This window comes from Flavobacterium sp., from assembly GCF_027484705.1.
GTDB lineage: Bacteria > Bacteroidota > Bacteroidia > Flavobacteriales > Flavobacteriaceae > Flavobacterium.
In genome coordinates this window covers 229625-254910 of record NZ_JAIXSL010000016.1, presented here as the reverse complement: position 1 = coordinate 254910, position 25286 = coordinate 229625, and the positions used below count along the sequence as shown (strand labels likewise).

The 25286-nt window shown below is 38.2% G+C and carries 20 protein-coding genes; 9 read left to right on the top strand and 11 right to left on the bottom strand.

The window, feature by feature from the left end; translation table 11 throughout:
• Positions 1 to 39: 39 nt before the first annotated feature.
• From Q0058_RS09745 to Q0058_RS14545, 6 genes are all read right to left on the bottom strand, one after another.
• Positions 40 to 2280 carry a peptidase domain-containing ABC transporter gene (locus tag Q0058_RS09745; RefSeq protein WP_298223362.1) on the bottom strand — a complete coding sequence of 747 codons (2241 nt, stop codon included), beginning with the start codon at positions 2278 to 2280 and terminating at the stop codon, positions 40 to 42.
• A complete protein-coding gene (locus Q0058_RS09740; protein WP_298223360.1) occupies positions 2273 to 3172 on the bottom strand; it encodes a thiopeptide-type bacteriocin biosynthesis protein in 900 nt (299 codons plus the stop codon). The genes Q0058_RS09745 and Q0058_RS09740 overlap by 8 nt, the downstream gene beginning before the upstream one ends.
• Positions 3173 to 3177: 5 nt before the next feature.
• Positions 3178 to 5391 carry a lantibiotic dehydratase family protein gene (locus Q0058_RS09735; RefSeq protein ID WP_298223358.1) on the bottom strand — a complete coding sequence of 738 codons (2214 nt, stop codon included), beginning with the start codon at positions 5389 to 5391 and terminating at the stop codon, positions 3178 to 3180.
• Positions 5392 to 5399: 8 nt separating this feature from the next.
• Positions 5400 to 7088, bottom strand: coding sequence for a S41 family peptidase (locus Q0058_RS09730; RefSeq protein ID WP_298223356.1), 1689 nt, complete (start codon positions 7086 to 7088; stop codon positions 5400 to 5402).
• A 9-nt stretch (positions 7089 to 7097) separates the two neighbouring features.
• A complete protein-coding gene (locus tag Q0058_RS09725) occupies positions 7098 to 8336 on the bottom strand; it encodes a lanthionine synthetase C family protein (protein WP_298223354.1) in 1239 nt (412 codons plus the stop codon).
• Positions 8337 to 8400: 64 nt separating this feature from the next.
• Positions 8401 to 8613 (bottom strand): class I lanthipeptide, encoded by a 213-nt coding sequence (locus Q0058_RS14545; protein ID WP_366869726.1) that lies wholly within the window; start codon positions 8611 to 8613, stop codon positions 8401 to 8403.
• A gap of 252 nt (positions 8614 to 8865) precedes the next feature.
• On the opposite strand from Q0058_RS14545, the gene Q0058_RS09720 reads away from it, so the two are divergent.
• Positions 8866 to 9321: a helix-turn-helix domain-containing protein gene (locus Q0058_RS09720; protein WP_298223352.1), complete on the top strand. Its 456-nt coding sequence runs from the start codon at positions 8866 to 8868 to the stop codon at positions 9319 to 9321.
• 6 nt (positions 9322 to 9327) lie between these two features.
• Here Q0058_RS09720 and Q0058_RS09715 read toward each other — a convergent pair whose 3' ends face one another.
• Positions 9328 to 9966, bottom strand: a complete 639-nt coding sequence (locus tag Q0058_RS09715) for a class I SAM-dependent methyltransferase (RefSeq protein ID WP_298223350.1) — start codon at positions 9964 to 9966, stop codon at positions 9328 to 9330.
• 128 nt (positions 9967 to 10094) lie between these two features.
• Between Q0058_RS09715 and Q0058_RS09710 the strand changes: the two genes are divergently transcribed.
• Complete coding sequence (locus Q0058_RS09710) at positions 10095 to 10529, top strand: thioredoxin family protein (protein ID WP_298223347.1); 435 nt, start codon at positions 10095 to 10097, stop codon at positions 10527 to 10529.
• Between the two features lie 141 nt (positions 10530 to 10670).
• Positions 10671 to 11159 carry a hypothetical protein gene (locus tag Q0058_RS09705; protein ID WP_298223345.1) on the top strand — a complete coding sequence of 163 codons (489 nt, stop codon included), beginning with the start codon at positions 10671 to 10673 and terminating at the stop codon, positions 11157 to 11159.
• Positions 11160 to 11165: 6 nt separating this feature from the next.
• Here Q0058_RS09705 and Q0058_RS09700 read toward each other — a convergent pair whose 3' ends face one another.
• On the bottom strand, positions 11166 to 13256 hold the full coding sequence (locus Q0058_RS09700) for an LTA synthase family protein (protein ID WP_298223343.1): 2091 nt from the start codon (positions 13254 to 13256) through the stop codon (positions 11166 to 11168).
• 160 nt (positions 13257 to 13416) lie between these two features.
• Here Q0058_RS09700 and Q0058_RS09695 point away from each other — a divergent pair, with 160 nt between their 5' ends.
• Entirely contained in the window at positions 13417 to 14082 is a 666-nt protein-coding gene (locus Q0058_RS09695) for a response regulator transcription factor (RefSeq protein WP_298223341.1), read from the top strand.
• Positions 14083 to 14084: 2 nt separating this feature from the next.
• The gene (locus tag Q0058_RS09690; RefSeq protein WP_298223339.1) at positions 14085 to 15476 is read left to right on the top strand and encodes a HAMP domain-containing sensor histidine kinase; all 1392 of its coding nucleotides are present in this window, start codon (positions 14085 to 14087) and stop codon (positions 15474 to 15476) included.
• 8 nt (positions 15477 to 15484) lie between these two features.
• On the opposite strand, the gene Q0058_RS09685 is transcribed toward Q0058_RS09690, so the two are convergent.
• Positions 15485 to 17179: a putative transporter gene (locus Q0058_RS09685; RefSeq protein ID WP_298223337.1), complete on the bottom strand. Its 1695-nt coding sequence runs from the start codon at positions 17177 to 17179 to the stop codon at positions 15485 to 15487.
• A gap of 210 nt (positions 17180 to 17389) precedes the next feature.
• On the opposite strand from Q0058_RS09685, the gene pckA reads away from it, so the two are divergent.
• The 4 genes from pckA to Q0058_RS09665 all read left to right on the top strand — a co-directional run bounded on the left by pckA (position 17390) and on the right by Q0058_RS09665 (position 23044).
• Positions 17390 to 19012: a phosphoenolpyruvate carboxykinase (ATP) gene (gene pckA, locus Q0058_RS09680; protein ID WP_298223335.1), complete on the top strand. Its 1623-nt coding sequence runs from the start codon at positions 17390 to 17392 to the stop codon at positions 19010 to 19012.
• 241 nt (positions 19013 to 19253) lie between these two features.
• Positions 19254 to 20390, top strand: coding sequence for an alpha/beta hydrolase-fold protein (locus Q0058_RS09675; RefSeq protein ID WP_298223333.1), 1137 nt, complete (start codon positions 19254 to 19256; stop codon positions 20388 to 20390).
• 3 nt (positions 20391 to 20393) lie between these two features.
• Complete coding sequence (locus tag Q0058_RS09670) at positions 20394 to 21824, top strand: M17 family metallopeptidase (protein ID WP_298223331.1); 1431 nt, start codon at positions 20394 to 20396, stop codon at positions 21822 to 21824.
• Between the two features lie 2 nt (positions 21825 to 21826).
• Positions 21827 to 23044 (top strand): ATP-grasp domain-containing protein, encoded by a 1218-nt coding sequence (locus Q0058_RS09665; RefSeq protein WP_298223329.1) that lies wholly within the window; start codon positions 21827 to 21829, stop codon positions 23042 to 23044.
• A 127-nt stretch (positions 23045 to 23171) separates the two neighbouring features.
• Here the strand turns inward: Q0058_RS09665 and Q0058_RS09660 are convergent, their stop codons facing one another.
• Positions 23172 to 24362 carry a hypothetical protein gene (locus Q0058_RS09660; RefSeq protein WP_298223327.1) on the bottom strand — a complete coding sequence of 397 codons (1191 nt, stop codon included), beginning with the start codon at positions 24360 to 24362 and terminating at the stop codon, positions 23172 to 23174.
• A gap of 72 nt (positions 24363 to 24434) precedes the next feature.
• Positions 24435 to 25265: a homoserine O-succinyltransferase gene (locus Q0058_RS09655; protein ID WP_298223325.1), complete on the bottom strand. Its 831-nt coding sequence runs from the start codon at positions 25263 to 25265 to the stop codon at positions 24435 to 24437.
• Between the last annotated feature and the right edge of the window lie 21 nt (positions 25266 to 25286).

Here is a 25286-nt window from a genome sequence, read left to right as displayed (position 1 = left end):
TATTCATTCTATATATCTTATTCCGAATAATGGAGCAGCTTATGTCCCTAATTGCAGCTGATTGCGAACCAATTCAAAATAACTGCCTTTTTTGTCTATCAATTCCTGATGGTTTCCGATTTCTATTATTTTCCCTTTTTCGAGTACGACAATTTGGTCGGCGTTAATGACTGTACTCAATCTGTGGGCAATGACGACCACCGTTTTGTTTTTGAAAAAAACATTGAGTTTCTGCATGATTTGCTTCTCATTATTAGCATCCAATGCACTCGTTGCTTCATCAAAAAACAGCATTTCTGGATTTTTATAAACGGCTCTTGCAATAAACAGGCGTTGTTTTTGCCCCGTACTCATTCCGATGCCTTCCATACCTATTTTGGTATTAAAACCTAAAGGATAATCTTCAATAAAATCTTTAATATTGGCGACATCGGTGGCATAGAGCAATCTTTCCTTATTGATTGCATCAACACCAATAGCGATATTGTTTGCAATAGTGTCATTAAAAATATAGCCTTCCTGCATCACGGCACCCACATGATTTCTCCATGATTTTTGGGATATTTTTCTTAAATCTGTTTTTATGCCTTTCATGTTATATTTTCCGTTTTCTTTTGAATCCCTGCTAGGAGAGAGGCTTATTTCTCCATTATTGGGCTCGTAGAATTTCAGCAGTAACTTCATCAGTGTGGTTTTACCGCTTCCGCTGGTGCCCACGATGGCTGTTATCTTATTGGCTGGAATGGTTAGATTTAGATCATCTAAAACATTCACATCAGAGCCAATGTACCTGAATGACAAATCTTTCAGGACAATGTCTGTGTCTTGCGGAATATCATTTATTTTTTCTTCGTCATTTTGGATTTCGTCTTCTTTCTCGTGAATTTCAGATAACCTCGCCAATGATATCTTGGCATCCTGAGCTTCCCTGATAAAGCTTATTAATTGTATAACCGGGCCGTTCAAATTTCCAACGATACTGCTGATAGCCATCATCATACCTAATGTGATTTGCCCATCGATAACCAATTTTGCGGAAAGAAAAATGATGATGATATTTTTTAATTCATTGATAAAATTCGAACCTATGGTTTGGGTTTGTTCAAGAATCATCCCTTTGATCGAAACCTTAAACAAACGGGCTTGTATGAACTCCCAGCTCCAGCGTTTTTGCTTTTCTGCATTGTGGAGTTTTATTTCCTGCATACCGTTTATAAGTTCGATTACTTTGCTTTGTTCCTGGGAAACTTCCGCAAATCTTTTATAATCCAGGATTTTTCTTTTCTTCAAGAATATGATCACCCACAGAAAATAGAAAAAACTTCCGATGAAGAATACAAAAAATATTTTCAGGTTATAGTAAGCCAAAACGCCGCCCATTATAAGCATATTCAATAGTGAGAATAAGACGTCAAGCGAGGAGGTGGTAAGGATTTTTTCAATTCTGTGATGGTCATTGATGCGCTGCATGATATCCCCGGTCATCCGGACATCAAAAAACGAAATAGGTAAATTCATCAATTTTATAAAGAAATCGGAGATCAAAGAAATATTGATCCGTGCGGAAAGATGCAGTAAAGTCCAGCTTCGGATAAAATCCAATGCTGTCTTACCGAAGAATAAAAATAGCTGTGCCACCAAAATCATATAAACGAAATGAATATTCTGATTCTGAATACCCACATCTACAACACTTTGCGTTAAGAACGGAAGTATTAGCTGGAGTAAACTTCCTGCCAATAAACCGATGATTAACTGTATGATAAATGATTTATAGGGAAAGATATATTTGAACAACAGCCCGAATCCGAAAATGTTTTTGTCATCTACGTCGAATTCAGATTGGTAGAATTTCGGGGTTGGTTCTAACAACAGCGCAATACCTTCTTCGGTTCCTTCATCAGCGTTGTTTCCAATCCAGAATTTTATGAATTCGTCCTCAGAATAGTCGATCAGACCAATCGCCGGATCCGATATGTAGCACCTTTTATTCTTTATTTTATAAAGCACTACATAATGGTTGTTGTTCCAATGCAAGATACAGGGCAGCGGTACTTCCTCGAATTTTTTTAGATTTAGCCTTGCTCCGATGGTCCTGAAACCTATTTTTTCTGCCGCATCACTCAATAATAAGAGATTACTTCCTTCACGCGTGGTTTCAGAAAGCTCTCTCAATTTTTGAATATTAAGCAATCTGCCATAATGCTTGGCGACTATCTTCAGGCAAGTCGGCCCGCAATCTTTTGCATCTGGCTGTATGAAATAAGGAAAATTATTCATGTGTTATTGCCGTATTGTATTTGTTTCTAGCAATAACCGACTCATAATAATAATACAGCATCTGATAGCATACGAATTCAGCTTCCCTGTTTCTGATTCTGAATAGTCTGTTCATGATCATATGTATGTGGCTGGCGATGATGTTGCTCAGACTATTAAAATCGTTATTATTTTCTTTTATAAAAGTAATTTCTTTTGAAATTGAAGTTGATTTTACTTTAATTAAATCCATTAAAAATTTACTTTGGGTATCAAGGGCTTCATTCGAATTAAAGAAATTATATATTTCAACTTTGTGCTTTTGGTATTTCATGCTTAATTGCTTCTTCATTTTACTATCGATTCCCATTTCGCTGCCAAAATTATTTTTAAGATCTTCCATTAAATTCTTACTTCCCTCTAATGATAAATTAAAATCTTTCATCAAGGCATCTACTGCCATTAAACCGAAAAGCCACTTCATATTCTGATTTTCATGTTCCTCGATAACCATTAATGCATTTGTGATCATTTCGCTGTCATGGTAAAATAGCGATTCCGAAGACTCGATGCTTTTATGTCCGTATCTTTCCAACTCCCTATTGTATGTATCAAGTTGGATTTTCCAAATCAAATCTAAGTTTAAAAAATCTTTTAAGCACAGATTAATTTCCTTTATTATTTCCGACAGGTATTTTTCATCCGTGATGTGAAGCCTGAGCCTTAAATGAAAACTGGGATCATGGTATCTGATAAAAAACCATTTGTCAATATATTCTTTCTGCGTCATTTTCTTTAAAACCGGATACAGATAATCGGTTAAGATCAGATCAGATGTCTTTATACCGGTATATATTTTAAAATATATCCATTCGTCGCCTATAATAAAATTGCGTTTTACCTCTTTTTCCATACCAATCAAATTACAGTATTTTCATTATAAAATGAGACAATAAATTCGTTTACATACAATTCTTCGTCTGCGTTTTTGCATAAGCCGTCGCGGTCGAAAAGAAATTCTTCTATATTGATATTGCTTTTGTTGCTTATGGTAGCAAAAAACATCTCTATTGAATTTAGGTTATGCAAATTGATCAATAGCTTATGATCGCCTTCAATATAGTAGATGAACTGCGGTATGTTTTTGTCCGTAGCCCATTTTTTGACATTCGCAACTATATTTTCTTTGTTAGAGCTTTTAGTGATGCTTTCGATTTCCGCAATGTCGATTTTCCATTTTGCCGTAGACAGGATAATTTCCTTATAGACTATTCTGGGCGTAAATGAGAACTCCGATCCGAATATGCCAATGTCAAAACCAATAAAATTTCTTCTTTCGTTATTTTGCATATCGCATAGAAAACGGTAAGCGGGCAATGAACTTGAATCGAAATTATGCGCAGTTGTCAATCTCGGGATTATTTCTTTTCCTCTTTTCTTAGACTTTAGGATAACCTTGTCGTTAACTACCGATATCAGGATATCATCAAGTGCGATCTGTTTTTCTTTATCCTTCAATGATTTTGACAGATAGGGAATTTCGAAATTCCTGAACGATGGGCGCATCAAAACATTCCCAACCCGGTCTTCGGGCAAATGAATGATTTCCGCAACAATTTTATTATGATTTTTTTGTTCTTCGAATGCACAGATTTCATTCACATAGTCATTGATTTCTGCATCGCAATGGCAAAATCTGCCGAGTAAATTTGCAGCACTGGAACCTGCAACAGCGGGCATTAAGATTTTAAGATCACCATCGACTTTTGCGATTTGAATAATCGATGAAAAAGTATCCGGTAAATCTTCCCAATTGATAGTAAGGTCTTTAAAGTCATTTTCCTCGAGTTCGATACTGTATTGATTTTCTTTTATCGCCTGAGTGAATTTTTTCAGTAAATATTTCTGCAGGAACGTCCATTCCGTTTTTTTTGAGGAACTTAAGCCACTGCCGTTAAACGAAATATCATCAATCAACGGGTTTACGTCTTTATATAATTTTATCGGATAGCCCAATCCGATTTCATTGTCTAAAATCGTCAGCAACGGCATTTCCCTGTTTTCGTATCTTTCGGCATATGCTTTTTTAAAATCTAGCAATACCGTGTTTTCATAGTATGGCGTTATTTTATTGAGTAATGTCAGACCATCGATCAATTTGTCTTTAACTTCACTGTTTAAAAAGTTTGATTTTGTCTTGATAATCAAATCCGTTTGAAAAATATATTTTTCATTGAAGCTGATATTAAAAGCGCCTAGCATCCCAATGATATCCTGATAATCGCTTATGTTATTCCCCACTTTGGAGTCTAACTGAAGCAGCTTTTCTTTAATTGATTGCAGATTGTCGCTGATGTGCTCTATGTTTTTGATTTTGCTTAAGGCGGATAACAGCTGGTTTATATTTTCTTCTCCGGAAACGGTCTGCTCTAATTCACTGATTAAAATCTGATTGTCGATCAAGTCATGGATAAATCCAATGGCATCGTCTCGATTAATATCCGCATCAAAAAAAATGATCACGTCCGACAGGTCTGAAATGTTTAAACCTGTTCCGCAAGCCTCTAAAATCTTGGTGATATACTCAGAGTCATCAATTTCTACGATTTGATACGTCAACAGCTCATCTTTATAACTGCTTTCAACATACCGCAATTGGTCGCCACAGTTGTAAAGGCTCGTGTTCGGATAATATAATAATTGATCTTTGATTTCGGGTATTTGCTCCAGTCCTTTGATCAACTTACCCGTAAGATTCATGTCGAGCCTGGTATTTCTGGCATGTCTCGCATCGTCAATTTCAATATTATTCTGATCTGTAATATTTCCTAAGGCACTTCCGGAGAAAAGACCAAACGGAGTTGCCCGGCTAGACAATCTAGAAAGGTATTTTAAGAATGAAATTTTAATCTTATTAATATCCTTAGGATCGAGGATTTTATTTTCAGACCATTTTACCATCTCTTTGAACAGTACGGGCGATGCTAAAAATAAGGCTTCTTTTATGATGGGATTTTTAAATTCGTCTAACAATTTCTCATCGGTAATATTCTCACCGGCAGTTAAATCATTATAATAGTTTATAGGCAACAACGGTGTTCGTAAAATATATTTATTAAAAACTTTATGCATGAATGGAATTATTTACTTGTTTCAATGATCTTGATTGCTTTATTAATGTATAGTTTCGGATCATAGTTGACGGCACTTTCATTAATAATATAGTCTAATTTGAGTCCGTTTCGCTGTACATTTTCTCCATTCGGATAAAAACCTCCATAGCCTGTGAATGATTCCAATGAACTATCGGGCAGCGTATAAGAAATAATATTGATTGGAGCGCCGCCGGTTTGTTCTCCTATCGTGATGCAATTCGGCGACTGCTGAACAGACATTCCGATAAATTCTGCTTTGCTTACCGTATTTCTATCGACGAGCAATATAACTTTTCCTTTATAATAATCAGGATTATTCGTGCCGGTCTTGAATGGATCGCTGATAAAATCTAACGGCGCTTCAGCGGGATATTCGGAAGTTGCCGGAAAAGCATTTATGGGTAGATTCACCTTGATAAATTCTTTCCTTTCCGATAAAAGGTGTTTGGAAATATCTGCATTTGTTATATTTTTCGGATAATTCCTCAAGTCTAATATTACGCCTTTTGTATTAGAGAAAAGTTTAAAAGCGGCATTTAAATCTTTATCGGTTACTTGTTCCATATCTATATAGCCGATATTGGAGTTAACCAAAAAATATTTGTCTTTGGGCTTTTTTTCCAATGATTCGAAATCGAACGCGAAGTTCTGATACAATTTAATATATTTATTGACTACTTTACCATTCTTTTTAAGGATATCAATATTGATTGAGTCGACATTATTGGATAGTATCAAGTTATAAGATAGCCATTTTTTGAGGTAATTCGGATTCGATGCGGAAAGCAAATCTGAAAAATTGCCTTTGATGTAGGTCGAAATTTTTTGATTTTTTATGCGATAAATCACATCTCCAAATTCAAGCCCGTTCTTTTGGGATAGCTTTTTGTTTTTGAATGCATTCAACACGATAGAGTCATTCAGAATCTTGACACTAAAACTCGGGGAAAATTTAAACAACGAATCTTTGACTTCATTGGAAAAGCCCATTGCGTGAGAGTCATTCAATTTCGAAACGATCTTTAATTTGGAAATTTCATATTTTGCTATAGAGTTTGATTTTAAAAAATCATCAATCGACGGCTCTAAAACATCAAACCACTTTTGATCAGTCAGGTATTTATTTATGTCCCAATATTCTATTACATTCCAAAAACTAAATAAGGTCAGTAATCGACAGAATTTATTTTCAGGGCTGAAATTTTTAATTCCTTTTTCATTGTCGAACGAAACCATCTTAGTCATTTTACTGACCTTTGCGTAGTAGCTGCCTATGTTTCCATTGTTTGTGAGTTGGTTTAGTGCATCGGTCAGCCTGTTTCCAAAGATTTTCTGGTCAATCCAATGATAATCCTGATTTTTCAGGAACAACTTTGAAGCGTCGATATCTACGGCTCTTTTTTCGAAAGCTGTATTTTTACTATTGTATTTTATGATGAAATCGAGTAAAAAAAAATTCATTTTCTCTTGTGAATCAATTTTTTCTGAACTTGCGAGCAGCACCAGCAGTACATTATCCCAATCATATTTGCCTTTGCTTATTTCGGGATGGTGGTATTTCATCAACCCCCATACAAGGCCTATTTGTTTATATTTTTGTATTTCATTTAATTGGGTTTGTGAATAGATTAACGGGCCTGTAACCATCAAGAGAAATAAAAAATATTTTTTCATATAATAATATTAAACGGTTAGAAATACAGCTTCTTCAATAAAAACGAGCGGTTTTTTTGATAAGTACTTTAAATTCGAAGCTGCAACGCCGGCCAAACCTTCTAAAAATGTCACATTCTGCGTAGTGTCTTCAAAAACCGGGAAACTATAGCCTAAGATATTAAATCCATCATGTGATTTAATATCTTTCATTTCAAATGTCTTTTTTGTCCAATGGTCTATTGTCGGTAGGAATTTAACGTCCTTGGTCAATTCATAGACATTCTTGAAAATAAATGCTACGCCGCCAGTTCCGTGGCAGAAGCCGGCATCCATGTCGTGTTTCGTAATTTCTCTTTCGCTGAGTCTGTCGGAAACATGATACAATTTTTCTATGGCATATTTTTCTAAAGATTCGTCTTCTAATATTTTTGATGCTATTAAAAGTGTGTGTAGTATCCCTAAATCGCCATAGCACCATGCTAGCCTCGAATTGGTTGGTTTGTATTCTGAATCATCGAATGCGGAAACTTCAATTTTATATTGATAGAAGGAATAGATATCGCTACTTAAAGTTTGCGTGTTTTGTGTAAAAAAAATGATCATTTCCCGCGCCATCGCTTTCGATTTGTCGATCAGGATATTATGCTTTATACATTTTAAAAAGAAGTATAAAATTCCTGCATTGCCATGTGCGAGCCCGAAATCATAAAAGAAATCCTTCTCAACATGCTTGTCGAATACTTTCCAGTATATTTGATTGTCTTTTTTTATAGCGGTTTTCTCTAAGAAATTTATTATTTCCAGAACATTTCGTTCATTTTTCCGCTTGATGAAATACAATCCGATTCCAAGTGCACCATGCAGCATATCGATATTATCTTCCTCGATTTCGACCTTAAACATATCTTCAAGTACGGAATCAATTTCTTCTAAAATATCATCATACTCTGCATCATATAATACGTTTTGTTCTTTTAAGTTATCCAATAAGAACCCTAACCCGGCGATGCCTCCGCAATAACTTGGCAGTAAGTTTTCCGATTTATAGAGAATGTCGAGTAAGTGATCGATTAAGCTTTTTATTTTTTTCAGGTTGACTAATTCCGGGTAAGTGGCATTTGTGTCTAACAAAGTCAATATAATTCCGGGCAATCCGGATAATAAAGAAATGTTGATTACATTAGGTTCTTTAGAGATAACATTCCAATCCTGAATATAATCAATTATTTCACTTAATTCCTGGTAACTTCTGTTTTTTAAATCCATAATAATATAAAAATAAGCAGATCTGTTTAACCAAATCTGCTTAATTTTTTTAATTTACTTACTACTAGTTAGCAGGAATACATTGTGATGGGCTGCTTGACGGACCTGTCAAAGTTAGGCATCTTTTTCCTGAACTGGTATCAGCGCAATCTTTATAACTGCAACATGCAAAACCTGTGCAATTAGAATAAGAAGTTGTACCACCACCGTTAACTTTAGTTTTTTCCTGATCTGTTAAGACTGAAACAACTTTCTTGTTTAAATTTAATTTTTTCATTGTTTAATAAATTAAAATTATAAAATATTTTTTGATTGTTTCTTTCTTCAAGTTGTGATTGCATAGCGTGCACTCCATGCACCGAAACTAAAATCTGAAACTTAATCGTATCAATATTATAATTAATTGCCCTATTAAACTATTCCGTATTGTAATATAAAATTCACATTAGTAATATAGTATTTCAAGAAGGAAATTTTCTTTTATCTTTGTTTTTCTAACTAAGATAAACTTTTTATAACCTAAGATATTATGAATATAGGCCAAGCTATTAGGAAGTATCGTATTGAAAAAGACATTAAAGCCCAAGTGATTTATGACAAATTAGGGATAAGCCAATCTACTTATTCTAAAATCGAAAACAACAAACATAAGATGGATATCAACATTTTGAAAGACATAGCCACAGTCCTTGAAGTCGATATCTTTAAATTAATCGGAGGGCATAAAATTCAGATAAGCCATGCTAATCGAGATAATGCGGATCAAGGCTCGGTCATCGAATCTATTGATTCCCATTCCGGAAAATTGATAGATTCGCTTGAAAGTCAAATCGAATTATTAAAGGAGCAGAATATTTTTTATAAAGCAGAAATCAAGAACAGAAATATGGAGAATAATAACTTAAGAAATCAAATCTCAAATTTAAAAGAAGTCATTCTAACCTTGGAAACAAATCGTAGAACCAGCAATTTTCAAGAGAAATAAACTTCATCAAGTGCTTGATTTTTTGGGGATTAATACCGTATGCTTTTCTTCTTTTCCGTTATTGTATTTATAGTTTACCGTCATTAATTTTTCAATAGTAAAACCTTGGATTTCAAGCACATGTACGGTTTTTTCTAAATTATGGTAATAGAAATAAGTACGATCTCCGCTGCTGCCTTTTTGGTAACCGGAATCCGTATAATCTCCAGCTACAAAACTCAAATAGAGCAGGCCATTTTCTTTCAGTAATTGATGACAATCAGCAACCAGTTTTGACACATCGGATTCGGATAAATACGGAATACAAAATCCGCACATAATTGCATCGAATTGTTTTTCAATGGAATTAATTTCCCGAACATCCATGACTTTGAAAGTGGCATTAGGAATGTTTTGTTGCGCTAATTGAATCATGTTTGGCGCGATGTCAACAGCTTGTATTTTGAAATCCGGCCTTTTCTCCAAAAGGTATTTCGTAATGTTTCCCGGGCCGCAGCCTAGTTCTAATAGCTTAGCATTTTGAATCGTGATGGCTTCACAAAACAAGTCGTAACTTTCATTATACAAATCCAGATTCATAAACTTCTCCTGATAAAGTTCTGCGACTTTATTCCAGGTGTTGAAGGTTTCTCGGTAACGGTCCATGGCAAGGAAAATTGATTGAAACGAAAGTAGCAAAAGAAATTGGGTTTTAGTTCATTACTTATTCAAAAACCTTACTGTTTATTGAGGATTAAGTCGTATTTTTGAATGTAATTTTAATTTTCATGGCTATGAAATCGATGCTTTCTTTAATGTTGCTTTGCGGTAGTATTATGAATTCAAACGCTCAGCAATGGATTCGCGATTTAGACTTCGGGCTCAAAGAAGCCGCCCAGCAAAATAAAAAAGTGTTGTTGTTTTTCTCTGTACCCGAACACTGCGATACGTGTGTCAAACTTGAACAGAAAGTGTTCAAATCGCCGGAATTTCTAGCTTTTGCGGATGATAATTACGTGATGGTAAAAATCGATTTCTCGTACCAGCAAGATGACAAAGAACAATTGCAGAAAAACCTGTTGATTGTAGAAAAATATAACAAAGATGGCTTTTTTCCTCATGTCGTGGTTTTGAATAAAGAAGCTAAAATTGCACTAAAAACCGGCGTCTACAATAACGAAACGCCTCAGGAATATTTGTCGTTATTGAAAAAGAATACCAAGTCTTAACGATAAAATTTCTGTCGGCGCCAAACTTTTTATATTACCGAGGCCGAAAGGGTTAGACTGAGTCAAACGCATCGAGTAGGGTTTACTTGGTTTCACTTTCTATAACAATAACTACATTTTTAATCATTTAAATTAAACACCATGAACGACGCACACTGGCATTTGGTAGTCAATCATTTTCCGATCATCGGGACTATTTTTGGCTTTGGAATCTTAATCGCTGGATTGTTATTGAAAAACAAAACCACGATCAACACGGCTTATTTTATTTTTATTGTAGCGGCTCTTTTTGCTTTTGCTTCAATGTCTACGGGCGAAGGCGCTGAAGAAATGGTCGAAGACTTGCCGAGCGTAGGAAAACAAATCATCCACGAACATGAAGAAATGGCTGAAAAATTAGCCTTGGTATTGTATGTTTTAGGAGCGATTTCTATTCTTGGACTGATACTCAACATTAAAAACCACAGTAAAGCGAAACTCATTACTTACTTAGCTTTAATCTTTGGTATTGTTGCTGTATATCTTGGCAAAGAAACCGGAACCACTGGCGGTGAAGTGCGTCATACGGAAATCAGAACTGATGCGAATGGCGCAGCGGTTCAAAAAATGGAATCCGAAGATAAAGACTAAAAGCGTTTACTTTTGGTATTTTTTCTTTTTCAAAAGATCGGAAGCCGTTTGGTAATAAGCAACGGTTTCCTTTACTAAATCCTCGCGTGTTTTGGATATTGGGTTTTCATCGTAATACAATTGGAAATCAGGCCCTAATTTTTGACCCGGACTGACTTTCAATTGGTATTGTTTGACGGCTTGTTTAGGCGATAAGATTGTGAGTACGCTGTCTTTGATGAATCCTAAATTCTGATAGGTTGCCACAAATGCTCTTGGTTTGTATTGAGGTTGAAGCACATCCTGACCGAAAAATTTACTCTGGTAACTGAAATTCAATAACCCGAACAAGGTCGGCATCACATCAATCTGTGACATCAGTTTTGGGAAATGCTGCGCCGGAATATCTTTCGGGCTGTAAATCATCGCGGGAATTCTGTATTTATCTAACGGAAGTTCTGTTTTTCCGGCACTCGAGGCACAATGGTCGGCGAGGATTACAAAAACGGTATTTTCATACCAAGACTGCTTTTTGGCCATCGCAAAGAATTGCTTCAATGCGAAATCGGTATATTTTACGCCACCATCACGCGATTTAGCGTCTCCGGGAATATCAATGCGGTTGTTCGGATAAGTGAACGGTCTGTGATTGCTCACGGTCATCCAATGGTTGAAGAAGGGTTTGCCGGTTTTGGCTTCGGCATTCATGGTCTGAATCGCTTTCTTGGCCATGTCTTCATCGCAAACACCCCAAACATTTGAAAAGGTGATTTCATTAGGCTGAAACGATTTCTTGTCGATGATCTCATAACCGTTGCCTTGATAAAAATCCTGCATATTGTCAAAATAGGCATCGCCACCGTATAAAAATTTAACCTGATACCCTTGTTTTTTGAATAGATTTCCTGTAGTAAATTTGTTTTTGTTGTCTTTCCGTTTGATGACGCTTTCCCCGGCGGTTGGCGGCAAACACAAAGTAACGGCTTCGAGCCCTCGAACCGTTCTGTTGCCCACAGCGTATAGATTGGTAAACATCAAACTCTTATCGGCCAGACTGTCTAAAAACGGCGTGAGGTTGTTTTCGTTGCCATAATGTTTGAGAAAATCGGCGCTGTAACTTTCAATGGTAATCAGTACCACATTTTTGTGTTTTGCTATCGAATCACTTTTGATATTCTGCATCAGATTATCAGCAAGCAAAGGGTTTTGTTGCTCTAAAATCTTATAGGCTTCCTGTTCCGGTATTGTTTTATAGAATTTGAAATAATCAAGCTCGTTGTTCATAAAAGCCGAATAGAACTTATAAATCCCGTTGGCCTGCAATTCGTTCGCAAAGATATTCTGGGAGTTTTCTTTGCCCGATAAAAACGGAACTACCGCCAGAGCAATCGCTACCAAAGTCAAATAGACAAGTGATAGTTTCAATTTGACGGCTATCGAAGGAATGTTCTCAAGGATTTCTTTAGATTTTTTGACAATGAAATGGGTAATGAATCCCGTCACTAAAAACAATACAATAAAAATAGGAATCACAGGATAAGATTCCATGATGTTGCCGATGACTTCGTTGGTGTAGATCAGATAATCTACGGCTATGAAATTGTATCGCACGCCGAATTCATTCCAGAAGAAATATTCGCTGATAACATTTTGTATGATCAGCAGCACGTAAATAAAAATAACAAACGTAAACAGCCAATGACGAATGACAGTCCGGTATTTTGGAAGGAAAAGCATAAAGCCGAACAATAAGGTTTTCAACCCAATGAAATACATCGCGATTTCGGGCAAAACACCGCCGTATTCATTGAAAATCGTATTGCCAAAAGTCACGTAAAGCCACAACGCCACTAAACAGCCAAAAATAATGTATCCGTAGGGTTTTGCATATTTAGCATTGGAAACGAACAGCAGGTACAGCCACAAAAAAAACGCCGCAAGGATAAAAATAAAAGTATCTGAAACTAGTCCGAAAACAAAGATCTTCGATAGATCGAGAAATGAAAAATGCGCTTGTGTGATTGGGTGAAACAACAAAATCAGCCGCAAAACGAAACTGACAAAAAGGGAAAAACAGGCGAGATAGAAAAAAGGTTTGATTTTTTGTAGGGGCATCATGAAGATTTTGAGCTAATGTAGGTCAAAATTAACATGTTGGTTTTAATTAACCAATTAATCTTATCTTAATATTTACTTAATCTGTCTTGGGTTATGTTTTTTGCCTTTTTAAGAATAGATTTGTATTTGCAGAGATTAAGAAATCAAAACAATAATTAGCATGAAAATTCTCATTGTTGAGGACGAAACCGGTATCGCCAATTTCCTGAAACAAGGCTTGGAGGAAGAAGGTTATGAAGTGATTGTAGCCCATGACGGCAAGAAAGGATATGAAATTTCGCAAAACCAAAAAGTCGATCTGATTTTATTGGACTGGATTTTACCCAAAATGACCGGTATCGAAATCTGCAAGGCCATCAGAAAAACCGATACCAAAACCCCAATTATTTTTCTGACTGCAAAAGATACCGTAGAAGAAACCATTGAAGGTTTGAAAGCCGGTGCCAACGATTATATCAAAAAGCCTTTTTCTTTTGAAGAACTCGTGGTGCGCATCAAAATTCATTTCAGGGCCGATAAGGAAACCGATGAACATACTTTGGGCGGTATCACCATTATCCAATCGAAATACCAGGTTTTATTTGACCATAAGGAAATTGTCTTCACACAGCGCGAATTCGAATTGTTGTTGTTCCTGATCAAGAACAAGGACACAGTCTGTACCAGAAACCAAATCATCGAGGAAGTCTGGGGCATTCATTACGAATACGATACGGGCGTCATTGATGTTTTTATCAACTCGATCCGCAAGAAACTGGGCATCCACAAAGAAGAACTCATCAAAACGATTCGTGGCGTAGGTTATATAGCCAGTTCAAACGACTAATTATGTTCAGGTTTTCATTCAAAAACAGGCTGGCTTTCAATTTCCTCATCAGTACGGCTTTGATCGTGGCGTTGCTTTTTGTTGCTATTTATGCCACGGTAAAATACAGTATTTACAGCGATATCAATCATGATCTTGAACATGAAATTAAACTCCATTTCTCTGAAATGAATTTTGAGCATGATATCTACCAATGGATCAATATCGCAGAATGGGAAGAAAAGGAACATAACGAAATTACGATCGATCCTGTTTTCGTACAAATCTATAATCCGAATGGTGTTCCGATACTGAAATCACCCAACCTCAAAAATGACAATCTCAAACTCAACCTATCTGTTGAAGGTAAATATTATTCTGATACGGAACTCAACAAGCAATTTATTCGGCAGGTACAGGTGCCTGTTTTTCAGGAAGGCAAAATATTAGGTTATCTGCTGATTGCCAAATCGCTTGAAGAAGAGAATACGGTCATGGCAAATCTCAACACCATTTTACTGTTATCCTATATCATTGTATTGTTTTCTTTCTTTTTCATCACACAATTTATCGCCGGCAAAAGTATCAAGCCGATTACGCAGATTACCAATACTGCGAGTGTCATTTCTACTGAAAACCTAAAGTCAAGAATTCCGTTGCCGCATTATAAAGATGAATTGTTCGAGCTTTCGAAAACCATCAACGACCTTTTAGACCGGATTGAGAATGCCGTCGCGCGTGAAAAACAGTTCACCTCGGATGCTTCACACGAATTGCGCACACCGCTTGCAATTCTCAAAGGAACATTGGAAGTTCTGGTTCGCAAGCCCAGAAATCAGGCAGAATATGTAGAAAAAATCAACTATTGCATTAAGGAAGTAGATCGCTTAAATCATTTGGTTGATGAATTGTTGTTGCTCGCCAGATTCGAGAACCAGAAGCTCAATACTAAAAATGAACCCGTCTATCTTAACGCTTTGATTCTGGATATTCTGACGCGTTATTCTCAAAAAATCAATCTCAAAAAACTGACCTTCAAGTACGATTTTGAAAAGGATTATTACATCAATTCCGATGAATATCTGGTTTCAATTATTCTGAGCAATTTATTGTCAAATGCCATTAAATACTCGAAAGATGAAGGTGAAGTAACCTTGGCGTTTTCAGAAAACAAACACTATTTGACCGGCACGATTACCGACAACGGCATCGGTATTCCCAAAGCCGATTTCGATAAAATTCTCGATCCGTTTTACCGTTCGAAATTTCTGGAACATCCCGAAGTGAAAGGCGTCGGTTTAGGATTGTCTATTGTCAATCGATTGTGCACGTTGCTCAACATCGAGTTTTCTATCAAAAGCAAAGAACATTTCGGAACTACTGTAATGTTTAAATTCCCTACAAACACCACTTAGCTTGCAATTTATTTGTAAAGCAGTAGAATCAAAAGTTGCGCGACAAAAATTCTAAAGATCGTCACGAGTGGATAAACCGTTGCATACGATTGTGTCGGAATATCCGAATCCAAGTACTTGGTACTGAACGCCAAAGCCGCCGGATCGGTATAAGTGCCGCTCATGAGCCCGACGAGTTGGTAGAAATTGAGTTTCATCACAAAACGCCCAATAATCACCATAATGAATAGCGGAATCAGCGTAATGAAACAACCGTAATAAATCCAGAGCCAGCCGTTATATTGCAAAAAATTCGCATAAAAAGATTCGCCCGCATGAATGCCGACCGCCGCAAAAAACATACAGATTCCCATATCTTTCATAAAATAGACTGCGCCATTGTTGATGTAGGAATGGATCACGCCAATACCGCCATACCTACTTATAAACAAAGCCGTAAGCAAAGGCCCGGCCGCAAAACCAAGCTTAATCGGAACGGGCAATGAAGGAATAAAAATCGGAATTGAACCGACGATAATTCCAATAATTAATCCGCCAAAAAGCGAAAGAAAATCAGGTTCAAGCAAACGTTTTTCTGAGTTTCCAATGATTTTTTCGACTTCTTCGATGGCTTCTTTATTGCCGACGATGCGCAGTTTGTCGCCGTAATTCAGGCGTAAATTTGGTTGTGCTAATAATTCCATACTGGAACGGAAGACGCGCGTCACTTTCAGGTCAAATTTGTTGTACAAATCCAATTCCGCTAAGGTTTTATGTGTAGCCGAAGCTTTGGTCACGAAGATGTTTTTGGTCGTCACATCATGCTCTGATTCGATGAACAAATCGGTCGAAACCTTTCCGACTTTAGCGATGAAATCCTCAACGTTATGTGGTAATCCGACGACCATCAATACGTCTTTCTTCATGATTTTAGTGTCTAAAGATGGCGAATAAACAATCTGTGAACCGCTATTTTTCAATCGCGAAATGATTAGGTCGTGAATACCGAGTTCCTTAAAAATCTGGTAGATGCTTTTGCCGACAATATCCGGATTTGTGATTCTGCATTTCACATGGACAATCGCGTTTTCAGAGCTATTTGTTGAGGAGGTTATGTTGGTTTTTTCTTTTTCAAGGTCAATTTTAAACACTGATTTGGCTAAAATAATCGTGAAGATAATCCCGAAAACACCCAAAGGATAAGTGATCGCATAAGCAATTGCCGGATCGTCGAAAGTCTTATTAGGGAAGTGGTTCTGTATTTCTTGCAACGTCGATTTTGCGGCTCCAAGTCCGGGGGTGTTGGTCACGGAACCTGACATCAGTCCGACCGCATTTTCGATATTGATATGGGTAATCGTAAAAATAAGATAAGTGATGAATCCGCCGAGAAGCACCGTTCCGACCGCCAAAGCGTTGAAGGGCAATCCTTCCTTTTTGAAAGATGCAAAGAACGAAGGCCCGACCTGAATTCCGATGCCGTATACAAACAGAATCAATCCGAAATCGCGTACAAAAACCAAAAGGTCGCCATTCATTCGATAACCAAAATGACCTAAAAATATACCAACAAATAATACCGCCGAAACGCCTAACGTAATACTGCCCAAGCGCAATTTTCCGGCAAAGAAACCAACACTGATCGCCAACAATAATACAATCAAAGATTGCGTGATGTCGGGATTTTCATTCGGCGAAAACAGAGTATAAAACCAATCAAACATAGCTTTCCGTTTTTAAGGATTTATTCGAATGTAAAATTAGGCATTAATACAAGCTATAGTATGATATATGTCATAAAGATGCGCCGTAAACCCTTATCAATCAAAGAAAACGTTTTCGTAACTTTTTATTTTCCATGATAAATATCAGTTTTTTCGACGCCCTAAAATGGGAACTTTGAATAACTAAAAACAACATTAAAAAGTAGCATTATGAAAAATATTAAAGTCATCCAACAGCTCCACGAACTCGGCATCACAGGATACCATGAAGTGTCTTACAATCCGTCTTACGAGGAGTTGTTTCAAGCCGAAGTATCACACCAAAGAAAAGGATATGAGAAAGGCGCCATCACGGATACCGGCGCAGTGGCCGTTAAAACAGGAATCTTTACAGGACGTTCCCCAAAAGACCGTTATATAGTAGCTGATGAAATCACTAAAGACACGATTTATTGGGACGACAAAGTCAATTTTCCAACGACCAAACCGATTTGGGATGAATTGAAATCATTGGTATTGAAACAACTTTCAATGTCAAAAAAATTGTATGTTGTCGATGCTTTCTGCGGCACCAATGCTGACACAAGACTCAAAGTGCGTTTCATTATGGAAGTCGCCTGGCAGGCGCATTTCGTGACCAATATGTTTATTCGTCCTTCTATTTATGAACTTGAAAATTTCGGAGAACCCGATTTCATTGTCATGAATGGCTCTAAAACCACGAATCCGAACTGGAAAGAACAAGGCCTGAATTCTGAAAACTTCGTGATGTTCAACCTTACTGAAAAAATCCAAATTATTGGTGGAACTTGGTATGGTGGCGAAATGAAAAAAGGCATGTTCTCTATGATGAATTATTATTTGCCTCTTAAAGGAATGGCGTCAATGCACTGCTCAGCGAATGTAGGCGAAGCGGGCGATGTCGCTGTGTTCTTCGGGCTTTCAGGAACCGGAAAAACCACTTTATCTGCCGATCCGAAACGCTATCTGATTGGTGATGACGAGCACGGTTGGGACGACAATGGCGTTTTCAATTATGAAGGCGGTTGTTACGCCAAAGTAATTGATTTGAGCGAAGAAAACGAACCCGATATCTGGCGCGCCATCAAACGTGATGCTTTGCTAGAAAATGTGATTGTCAACGAATACGGCGAAGTCGATTATTACGACCATTCCATCACGGAAAACTCAAGGGTTTCTTATCCAATTTATCACATCAACAAAATCGTGTTGCCTTCAAAAGCGGGCCATGCCAAAAAAATCATTTACTTGTCTGCCGATGCGTTTGGCGTGTTGCCTCCAGTTTCCATTCTTGATGACGATCAGGCGCAATACCATTTCCTTTGCGGCTACACTTCTAAATTGGCAGGAACCGAAAGAGGCATTACCGAGCCGCAACCTTCATTTTCTCCGGCATTCGGCGAAGCGTTTTTGACTTTGCATCCGACTATGTATTCTAAAACCTTAATCGGAAAAATGAAAGAGCACGATGCCAAAGCTTATCTTGTGAACACAGGCTGGAATGGCACCGGAAAAAGGATTTCGTTGAAAAATACGCGCGCCATCATCGATGCAATCATCAACAGCGATATCGACAAAGCGCCGACCAAAACAATTCCGTATTTGAACTTAACGATTCCAACGGTTTTGCCAGGAGTTGATGATATTCTCGATCCGAGAACCACTTATAAAGATGCCACAGAATGGGAGCGCAGGGCTTTAGATTTGGCATCACGCTACATCAAAAACTTTGAGCAATACACGAATACTGAAGAAGGCAAAAGATTGGTAAGTGCCGGACCCAGTGTAGAAATGGTGACATTGAGCCATTAATTGGTTTAATTTCATCCTATTTTTATGGAACTGCTTACCTTAATCGGTAGGCAGTTTTTTTATGTGAAAGGCTGAAATTCCTTGAAATTCATTTTGATTTTTTGAAACATCGGCAATAAATCCGTTTAAATTATTTCAATCCATAAATTCTGTCATATTATCGCCGAACTTTCTTTTATTTGAAAACGCAAAACGTTATATTTACTTTTTAAACCAATGAAGAAGCCCGATTTGCATGACTATGATCAAGAATAAGAATACCGTTGCCCAAGATTTTGATATCGAACTCCAGGAGCCCCAACTCAATATTTTACTGACGACCGATGAAGATGATGACCGGCCTGTTTACATTTCAGGGAATTTCAACCATTGGCATACACAGGATTTGGCGTTTGAAATGGAAAAAATAGGCAATGGCCTTTACCACTATAAGTTTGCCCACGATTTTGTCTATCCCGACGAATTGCTCTACAAGTTTACCAAAGGCGACTGGAGTGAAGTAGAAATTGACCAATACGGAAATCGAACTGAAAACCGCGTTTGCAAGCAGCACAAAGGCGTCCGCAAAGAACACGTGGATAAATGGCGTAAAAACTGGCTGCCGTTCAAACAAAATTTCCTTCCGAAAGTGCATCTGATTTCTGAAGAATTTGAAATCCCGCAACTCAATAAAACCAGAAGGGTTTGGGCTTTGTTGCCGCATGATTACGAGCAATCGAACGAAACCTATCCGGTGCTTTATTTGCAGGATGCGCAGAATTTATTCAACGAAAAAGCCAAATACGGCAACTGGGAAATCGATAAAAAATTGGCGGTCATGTCAGAATACAAAATCGGAAAAATCATCATCATCGCTGTTGAACACGCCGAACAGGATCGCATCAAGGAATACAACGTAGGCAAAACCGTCTTAGGTGTTGGTCAAGGCAAAAAGTATATTCGTTTCATCACAGATACTTTGAAACCTTTTGTAGATAAAACTTTCCGGACGAAAACCGAGCGCGAACAAACCGGAATCGGAGGCAGTTCGATGGGCGGATTGGTCAGTATTTTTTCGGGTTTGATGTATCCGGAAGTGTATGGGAAACTGATGATCTTTTCGCCGTCGTTGTGGGTTGTTCCTAAAATGGATTTCACACACATCGATTTCTCAGAACCGAGTGATACCAAAATATATTTGTACGCCGGCGGTGATGAAAGCGCGACAATGATTGAACACGTCAAGAAATTCAAAAAACGGATGATTGAAAATGAATTCGTATCGAGCAAAATGAAAATCAAACTCAGCATCAATATGCAGGGAAAACATAACGAGACTTACTGGAGCGACGAGTTTCCCAAAGCGATTGAATGGCTATTTTTTAATACTAAAGATTAATAAATGAAAACAAAAAATATAGAAAACCTCGAAGGCTTTTCAGGCGTGATCCTGATTCCCGTGTTTGAGACGACTTCTAAAAACGTAGTTCCGATAGAATTTCACGGCGTATCGATTTCTTCCAAAGTATTCTACGGAAAAAAAGATACTTATTATGTGGCTGAAAAATACGATTGCATCCACATTTTCATCGGACTCGGGAAAACGATTGATTACAGCAGTTTGAAAACTACAATGCGACGAATAGCTTCCAAAGAAAAAGAGATGTTTGGGAAGAATGTTGTTCTTATGATTCCTGAAGTTTTTACTTTGCAGCAAGTCGAAGCTACGATTTCTGGATTGTGTCTCGGAACCTATCAATTAGGGCATTTCAAGAAAAAGGACAGCCATCCGTTTACAGCCAAAGATTTTGAATTGGCCTTACTTTCCAAAACCGATTTTTCTCAAGCCGCTCTACGCGCTATAAAAATAGCAAAGACCCAAATCGAAATCTTGTACCTCGTCGATTTACCACCCAATACAGTAACGCCAACTTACCTTGCCAAATGGGCGCAGGATAGCGGAACAACTTATGGATTTGAAGCTAAAGCGCTCGACGAAGCAGCCTGCAAAATAGAAGGCCTCGATGCTTTTTTGGCAGTTGGTAAGGGAAGCGACAAAACTCCGCAATTCATCATCATGAATTACGAACCGGCTGGTGATATCCCAAGAGTCAAACATATCGGTTTGGTCGGAAAAGGCATCACTTTCGACACGGGCGGACTCAACATCAAAACCGCGGGAATGGTTCATATGAAATGTGATATGGCCGGTGGCGCAGCTGTTTTGGGTGCGATGCAATTGATAGCCGATTTGAAACTACCCGTAAAAGTCACTGCTATTGTGCCTTGTTGCGAGAATGCGGTTGACAGTACTTCATTCATGCCAAGTGACGTCATTAAAAGTTACCACGGCTCGACCATTGAGATTATCGATACCGATGCTGAAGGCCGCTTGATTCTTGCCGATGGATTATCTTATCTGATCAAAAACTACAAACCTGAAATCATTGTCGATATTGCTACCTTAACCGGAAGCAGCGTCGGAACTTTCGGTTATGAATGCGGCGCATTGTTTACCAACAACCCAACGATTGCCCAGAAATTGCAGCAATCCGGTGATGAGATTGGGGAGCGTTTATGGCCTTTGCCTTTGTGGGATGCTTACAAATCGGATATTGAAAGCGATATTGCCGATGTGAAAAACTACAGCGGAAAACCTGTTGCAGGCGCTATTACTGCCGCAAAATTTTTAGAATATTTCACGGATAACCATTCGGCTTGGGCGCATCTTGATATTGCAGGCGTTGCTTTTGGGGATGATGAATTCGCTAAAAGCAAACACGCTACAGCCTACGGTGTCCATTTATTAACGCATTTTATTGAAAATATTTAGCCATGAGCAAAGCACCTAAAACCTTCGTTTGTATTTCCAATTATTTTAAAGGCGCTGATTTTCTGATCAACCTCAAAAAACTTGGCAATAAAGTATACTTAGTAACTTCTGAAAAGTTGCGCGACAAAGCCTGGCCGGTAGAATATATCGACGATATTTTCTTTATGGAAGGGCAGGACGTCGATTGGAATCTGGAGCATTTGCTGCTGGGCGTGAGCAATTTCATGAAGCACAATACGATTGATGCTATCGTGGCACTGGATGATTTCGATGTCGAAAAGGCGACTTATTTACGGGAAAACCTGCGCATTGACGGCATGGGACAAACCACAGGGCGTTATTTCCGAGACAAACTTGCGATGCGTATGCGAGCGAAAAGCTGCGGCATATCGAATCCGAATTTCTGTTCGCTTTTCAACGACCATGACATCAATACTTTTGCCGATACGATTCCGGCCCCGTGGGTTTTGAAACCGCGCTCGGAAGCTTCGGCATCTGGGATTATCAAAGTGCATGATAAGGAAAGTTTGTGGATTCACATCAATGAAATGGGCAACAACCGTTTTAAATATCTGGTCGAGCAATTTCGTCCCGGCGCTGTTTATCATTGCGACAGTTTGATTATGGACGGTAAGATTTTGTTCAGCATCACATCGAAATATCTCGCAACACCGATGGAGATTTCTCAAGGTGGCGGTATTTTCAGAAGCGCCAACATTCCGTACCATTCGGAAGATGACAAAGCGATTAAGAAAGTCAACGAACAGGTGATTAAAGGCTTCGGATTGAAACACGGCGCGGCGCATACCGAATTCATCAAATGTGAAGACAACGGTCAGATTTATTTCCTCGAAACTTCTTCACGGGTTGGCGGGGCGCATTTGGCAGAAATGGTGGCTTCGGCTTCGGACATCAATCTTTGGGCTGAATGGGCTGCGATTGAAAATGCTTTGGCAAAAGGAATCGAATATAAATTGCCGAAAGTCAAAAAAGGGTATGCTGGAATTGTATTGACTTTATCGAAATACCAACATCCGGATTTGTCTTCGTTTTCCGATGCAGAAGTTTGTTTTAAAGTGCCGCTAGATTACCACGCAGGATTGATCGTAAAATCAGATAAACATGAACGCATCTTAGAATTATTGGACAATTACGCCGATAGGTTGGTGAAAGATTATGCTACGGTGGTGGCGCAGGCGGAAGTGAAACATTTACACTGAGATTTATAGTATTCGGGATGCCTAGCCCGGATAGAAGGGAAAATCCTTTTTTTAGGATTCGCCGTAGCGTTAGCGAAGGCAAATCCTAAAAAAAGATTAGAATGATAGCCGGATTAGCTTCTAAAAATTACCTTTCAAACAATCCTAAAGTGCCGCCAACCCAATCTTTGTCTTTGTTGAATTTGACGCCGATCATTTCGCCGCGGCTCAAGCGTACGAGATTGCACAATAGCGTAGGTGTTTTATCTTCTTTATTCCAAACGCAAAGCACACGAACTTCGGCTTTGACTTTGCCGTCGGGCGATTGCAGAATTGGGATATAGTTGACTTTTTTCTGCAGGATATACAATTCTTTTTCAGTAACCGCTTCGATATCTTCTTTGGTCACGTGAAAAATGACGCCGCTTCCAGAAAATGAAAACAACGGTTTGAGAACGTAATTTTCGAGGTCGGTTGGAATTTCTTTCAAGTCGCTGAGTAAGGTCGTTTCGATAAAATATTTTCCTTTTAGAAACGGAAGGATGAATTTGCTGATTCGGAAAAACCAATTCGGATGTCCGGCCCATTCCAAATCTAAATCGTCAGAAAAACTGAAGTTGAGTTTTAAATCTTTGCGCAATTCTAGTTCGTCGAAAATGACGCGGTTGTAGATGCGTTTGACCTCAATTTGTTCGCCTTGTTCGTTTTTGTAATAAAGTTTTTTGCCTTGTTTGATGAGTTCCGTCACGCAAACGATCGGAATTCCGATATCACGTCTGCAATAGTAGAAATCGATTTTGGTATTTTGCTTTTCGGGTTCGATTTCGAGTAAAATCACATTTTCTTTTGGCAAGCCGTTACACATCGCGTCTTCGATAATTTTGAGATATTCTTCCGACGTGATGTCATTGATGAATGGCGTCAGTTCCTCAAGAAACGGATAATACTTTTTGAATTTATCGTACAGCACATATTGGTAATTGAACAACGACGGAAAACCTTGCACTTCAATCAGTTTTGGAAGCACTGCTCCGTTTTCTTCGCAAATCCCGAAATCAATCGCAAGGAAAGTGGTGTGCTCGTCTTCGTTCGGAACTTTGGTATTAAGCTCTAAAGATTTTTCTGTAAGTTGTTTAAAGTTGTCTTGTTGGATCAGTTTGATGACGTCATTACAACCTTCAAGCAATTGCGCTTTGAGTTCCTTTGAAATGAAAAATGGGGTTTCGGCCATTCTGAAAGTCGGCATGTAATTGAAATCGGCCGCTATATCTTCCTGAAATTCCTGATATTTTTCTATTGAAAATTGCTCGTTGAAAAGTTGTCTGTATTTAGGAATCATAGCGTTGACATTACAATAAAGTGAAACATTCGACAGCCATCGAAAAATGAAATTTAACTATGGAAAAGGAAATTAATTAGAAAGCATCTTCCTGGTCTTCATCAAATCATTGATGGCCATGCGAAGGAAATTCGGAATTAAAGTTTCGTTGGTTTTGTAGATTTTCTCTTCATCGAGCAAATCCTCAAGCATATTCCTGAATTTCTTTCTGCCTTTCATATTGATTATTTTCTCACGCGTTTCGGCTTTTTTGAGATTGGCGATAAAACTCAGTGGATCGGCTTCCGGATGGAATTGCGTTCCGACAAAATACTTCGTAAAACGAACCGCCATGATGGCTCTTTCAAACTGTACGTGATCACGAATTTTTTCCAAAGAAATAATCTTAGCACCTTTGTCAGCGAACACATTCAGATGCGGCTGCACTACTTGGTAATCGCGCGAATCAACAGCATAAAACGGATCATCAAGACCTTCAAGCAAAGGATCGTGGTTGCCTTCTTTGGTTTTATGAACGGTCATTACCCCGAAGGAAGTGTCGTTGCGTTTGGTGATTTCCGCCAAACCGAAATGTTTGCAGGCCATTTGAAACGAATGACAGATAAACAAAACGTGTTTTTTGATTTCGTTCTCGTTGTTCCAAGCGACCAATTCGTCGATGAAAGCGTAGTAACCCGTATCCCAAATGCCATCGCCTTCAAGCGGATTTCCGGGGCCGCCGGTAGAAATGTAGATATCAAAATCCTTCACCTTCGGCAATTCCGATTTTCTGCGGACGTCAAATATTTTGAAACTTACGATATTATTAAACCGGTTGACGATATCGATAATGCAGCGCATGCCTTGGTTCGGTTCGCCGTTATACATATCCAGAATGGCTATTTTTATAGTATGTTCGTTCATGATCTTGAGGTTAAAATCAGC

What these genes read in the sequence shown, in the direction of transcription:
- Q0058_RS09745 (WP_298223362.1), bottom strand. Translation starts at nt 2,280, where the DNA reads ATGAATAATTTTCCTTATTTCATACAGCCAGATGCAAAAGATTGCGGG.
- Q0058_RS09740 (WP_298223360.1), bottom strand. Translation starts at nt 3,172, where the DNA reads ATGGAAAAAGAGGTAAAACGCAATTTTATTATAGGCGACGAATGGATA.
- Q0058_RS09735 (WP_298223358.1), bottom strand. Translation starts at nt 5,391, where the DNA reads ATGCATAAAGTTTTTAATAAATATATTTTACGAACACCGTTGTTGCCT.
- Q0058_RS09730 (WP_298223356.1), bottom strand. Translation starts at nt 7,088, where the DNA reads ATGAAAAAATATTTTTTATTTCTCTTGATGGTTACAGGCCCGTTAATC.
- Q0058_RS09725 (WP_298223354.1), bottom strand. Translation starts at nt 8,336, where the DNA reads ATGGATTTAAAAAACAGAAGTTACCAGGAATTAAGTGAAATAATTGAT.
- Q0058_RS14545 (WP_366869726.1), bottom strand. Translation starts at nt 8,613, where the DNA reads ATGAAAAAATTAAATTTAAACAAGAAAGTTGTTTCAGTCTTAACAGAT.
- Q0058_RS09720 (WP_298223352.1), top strand. Translation starts at nt 8,866, where the DNA reads ATGAATATAGGCCAAGCTATTAGGAAGTATCGTATTGAAAAAGACATT.
- Q0058_RS09715 (WP_298223350.1), bottom strand. Translation starts at nt 9,966, where the DNA reads ATGGACCGTTACCGAGAAACCTTCAACACCTGGAATAAAGTCGCAGAA.
- Q0058_RS09710 (WP_298223347.1), top strand. Translation starts at nt 10,095, where the DNA reads ATGAAATCGATGCTTTCTTTAATGTTGCTTTGCGGTAGTATTATGAAT.
- Q0058_RS09705 (WP_298223345.1), top strand. Translation starts at nt 10,671, where the DNA reads ATGAACGACGCACACTGGCATTTGGTAGTCAATCATTTTCCGATCATC.
- Q0058_RS09700 (WP_298223343.1), bottom strand. Translation starts at nt 13,256, where the DNA reads ATGATGCCCCTACAAAAAATCAAACCTTTTTTCTATCTCGCCTGTTTT.
- Q0058_RS09695 (WP_298223341.1), top strand. Translation starts at nt 13,417, where the DNA reads ATGAAAATTCTCATTGTTGAGGACGAAACCGGTATCGCCAATTTCCTG.
- Q0058_RS09690 (WP_298223339.1), top strand. Translation starts at nt 14,085, where the DNA reads ATGTTCAGGTTTTCATTCAAAAACAGGCTGGCTTTCAATTTCCTCATC.
- Q0058_RS09685 (WP_298223337.1), bottom strand. Translation starts at nt 17,179, where the DNA reads ATGTTTGATTGGTTTTATACTCTGTTTTCGCCGAATGAAAATCCCGAC.
- pckA (WP_298223335.1), top strand. Translation starts at nt 17,390, where the DNA reads ATGAAAAATATTAAAGTCATCCAACAGCTCCACGAACTCGGCATCACA.
- Q0058_RS09675 (WP_298223333.1), top strand. Translation starts at nt 19,254, where the DNA reads ATGATCAAGAATAAGAATACCGTTGCCCAAGATTTTGATATCGAACTC.
- Q0058_RS09670 (WP_298223331.1), top strand. Translation starts at nt 20,394, where the DNA reads ATGAAAACAAAAAATATAGAAAACCTCGAAGGCTTTTCAGGCGTGATC.
- Q0058_RS09665 (WP_298223329.1), top strand. Translation starts at nt 21,827, where the DNA reads ATGAGCAAAGCACCTAAAACCTTCGTTTGTATTTCCAATTATTTTAAA.
- Q0058_RS09660 (WP_298223327.1), bottom strand. Translation starts at nt 24,362, where the DNA reads ATGATTCCTAAATACAGACAACTTTTCAACGAGCAATTTTCAATAGAA.
- Q0058_RS09655 (WP_298223325.1), bottom strand. Translation starts at nt 25,265, where the DNA reads ATGAACGAACATACTATAAAAATAGCCATTCTGGATATGTATAACGGC.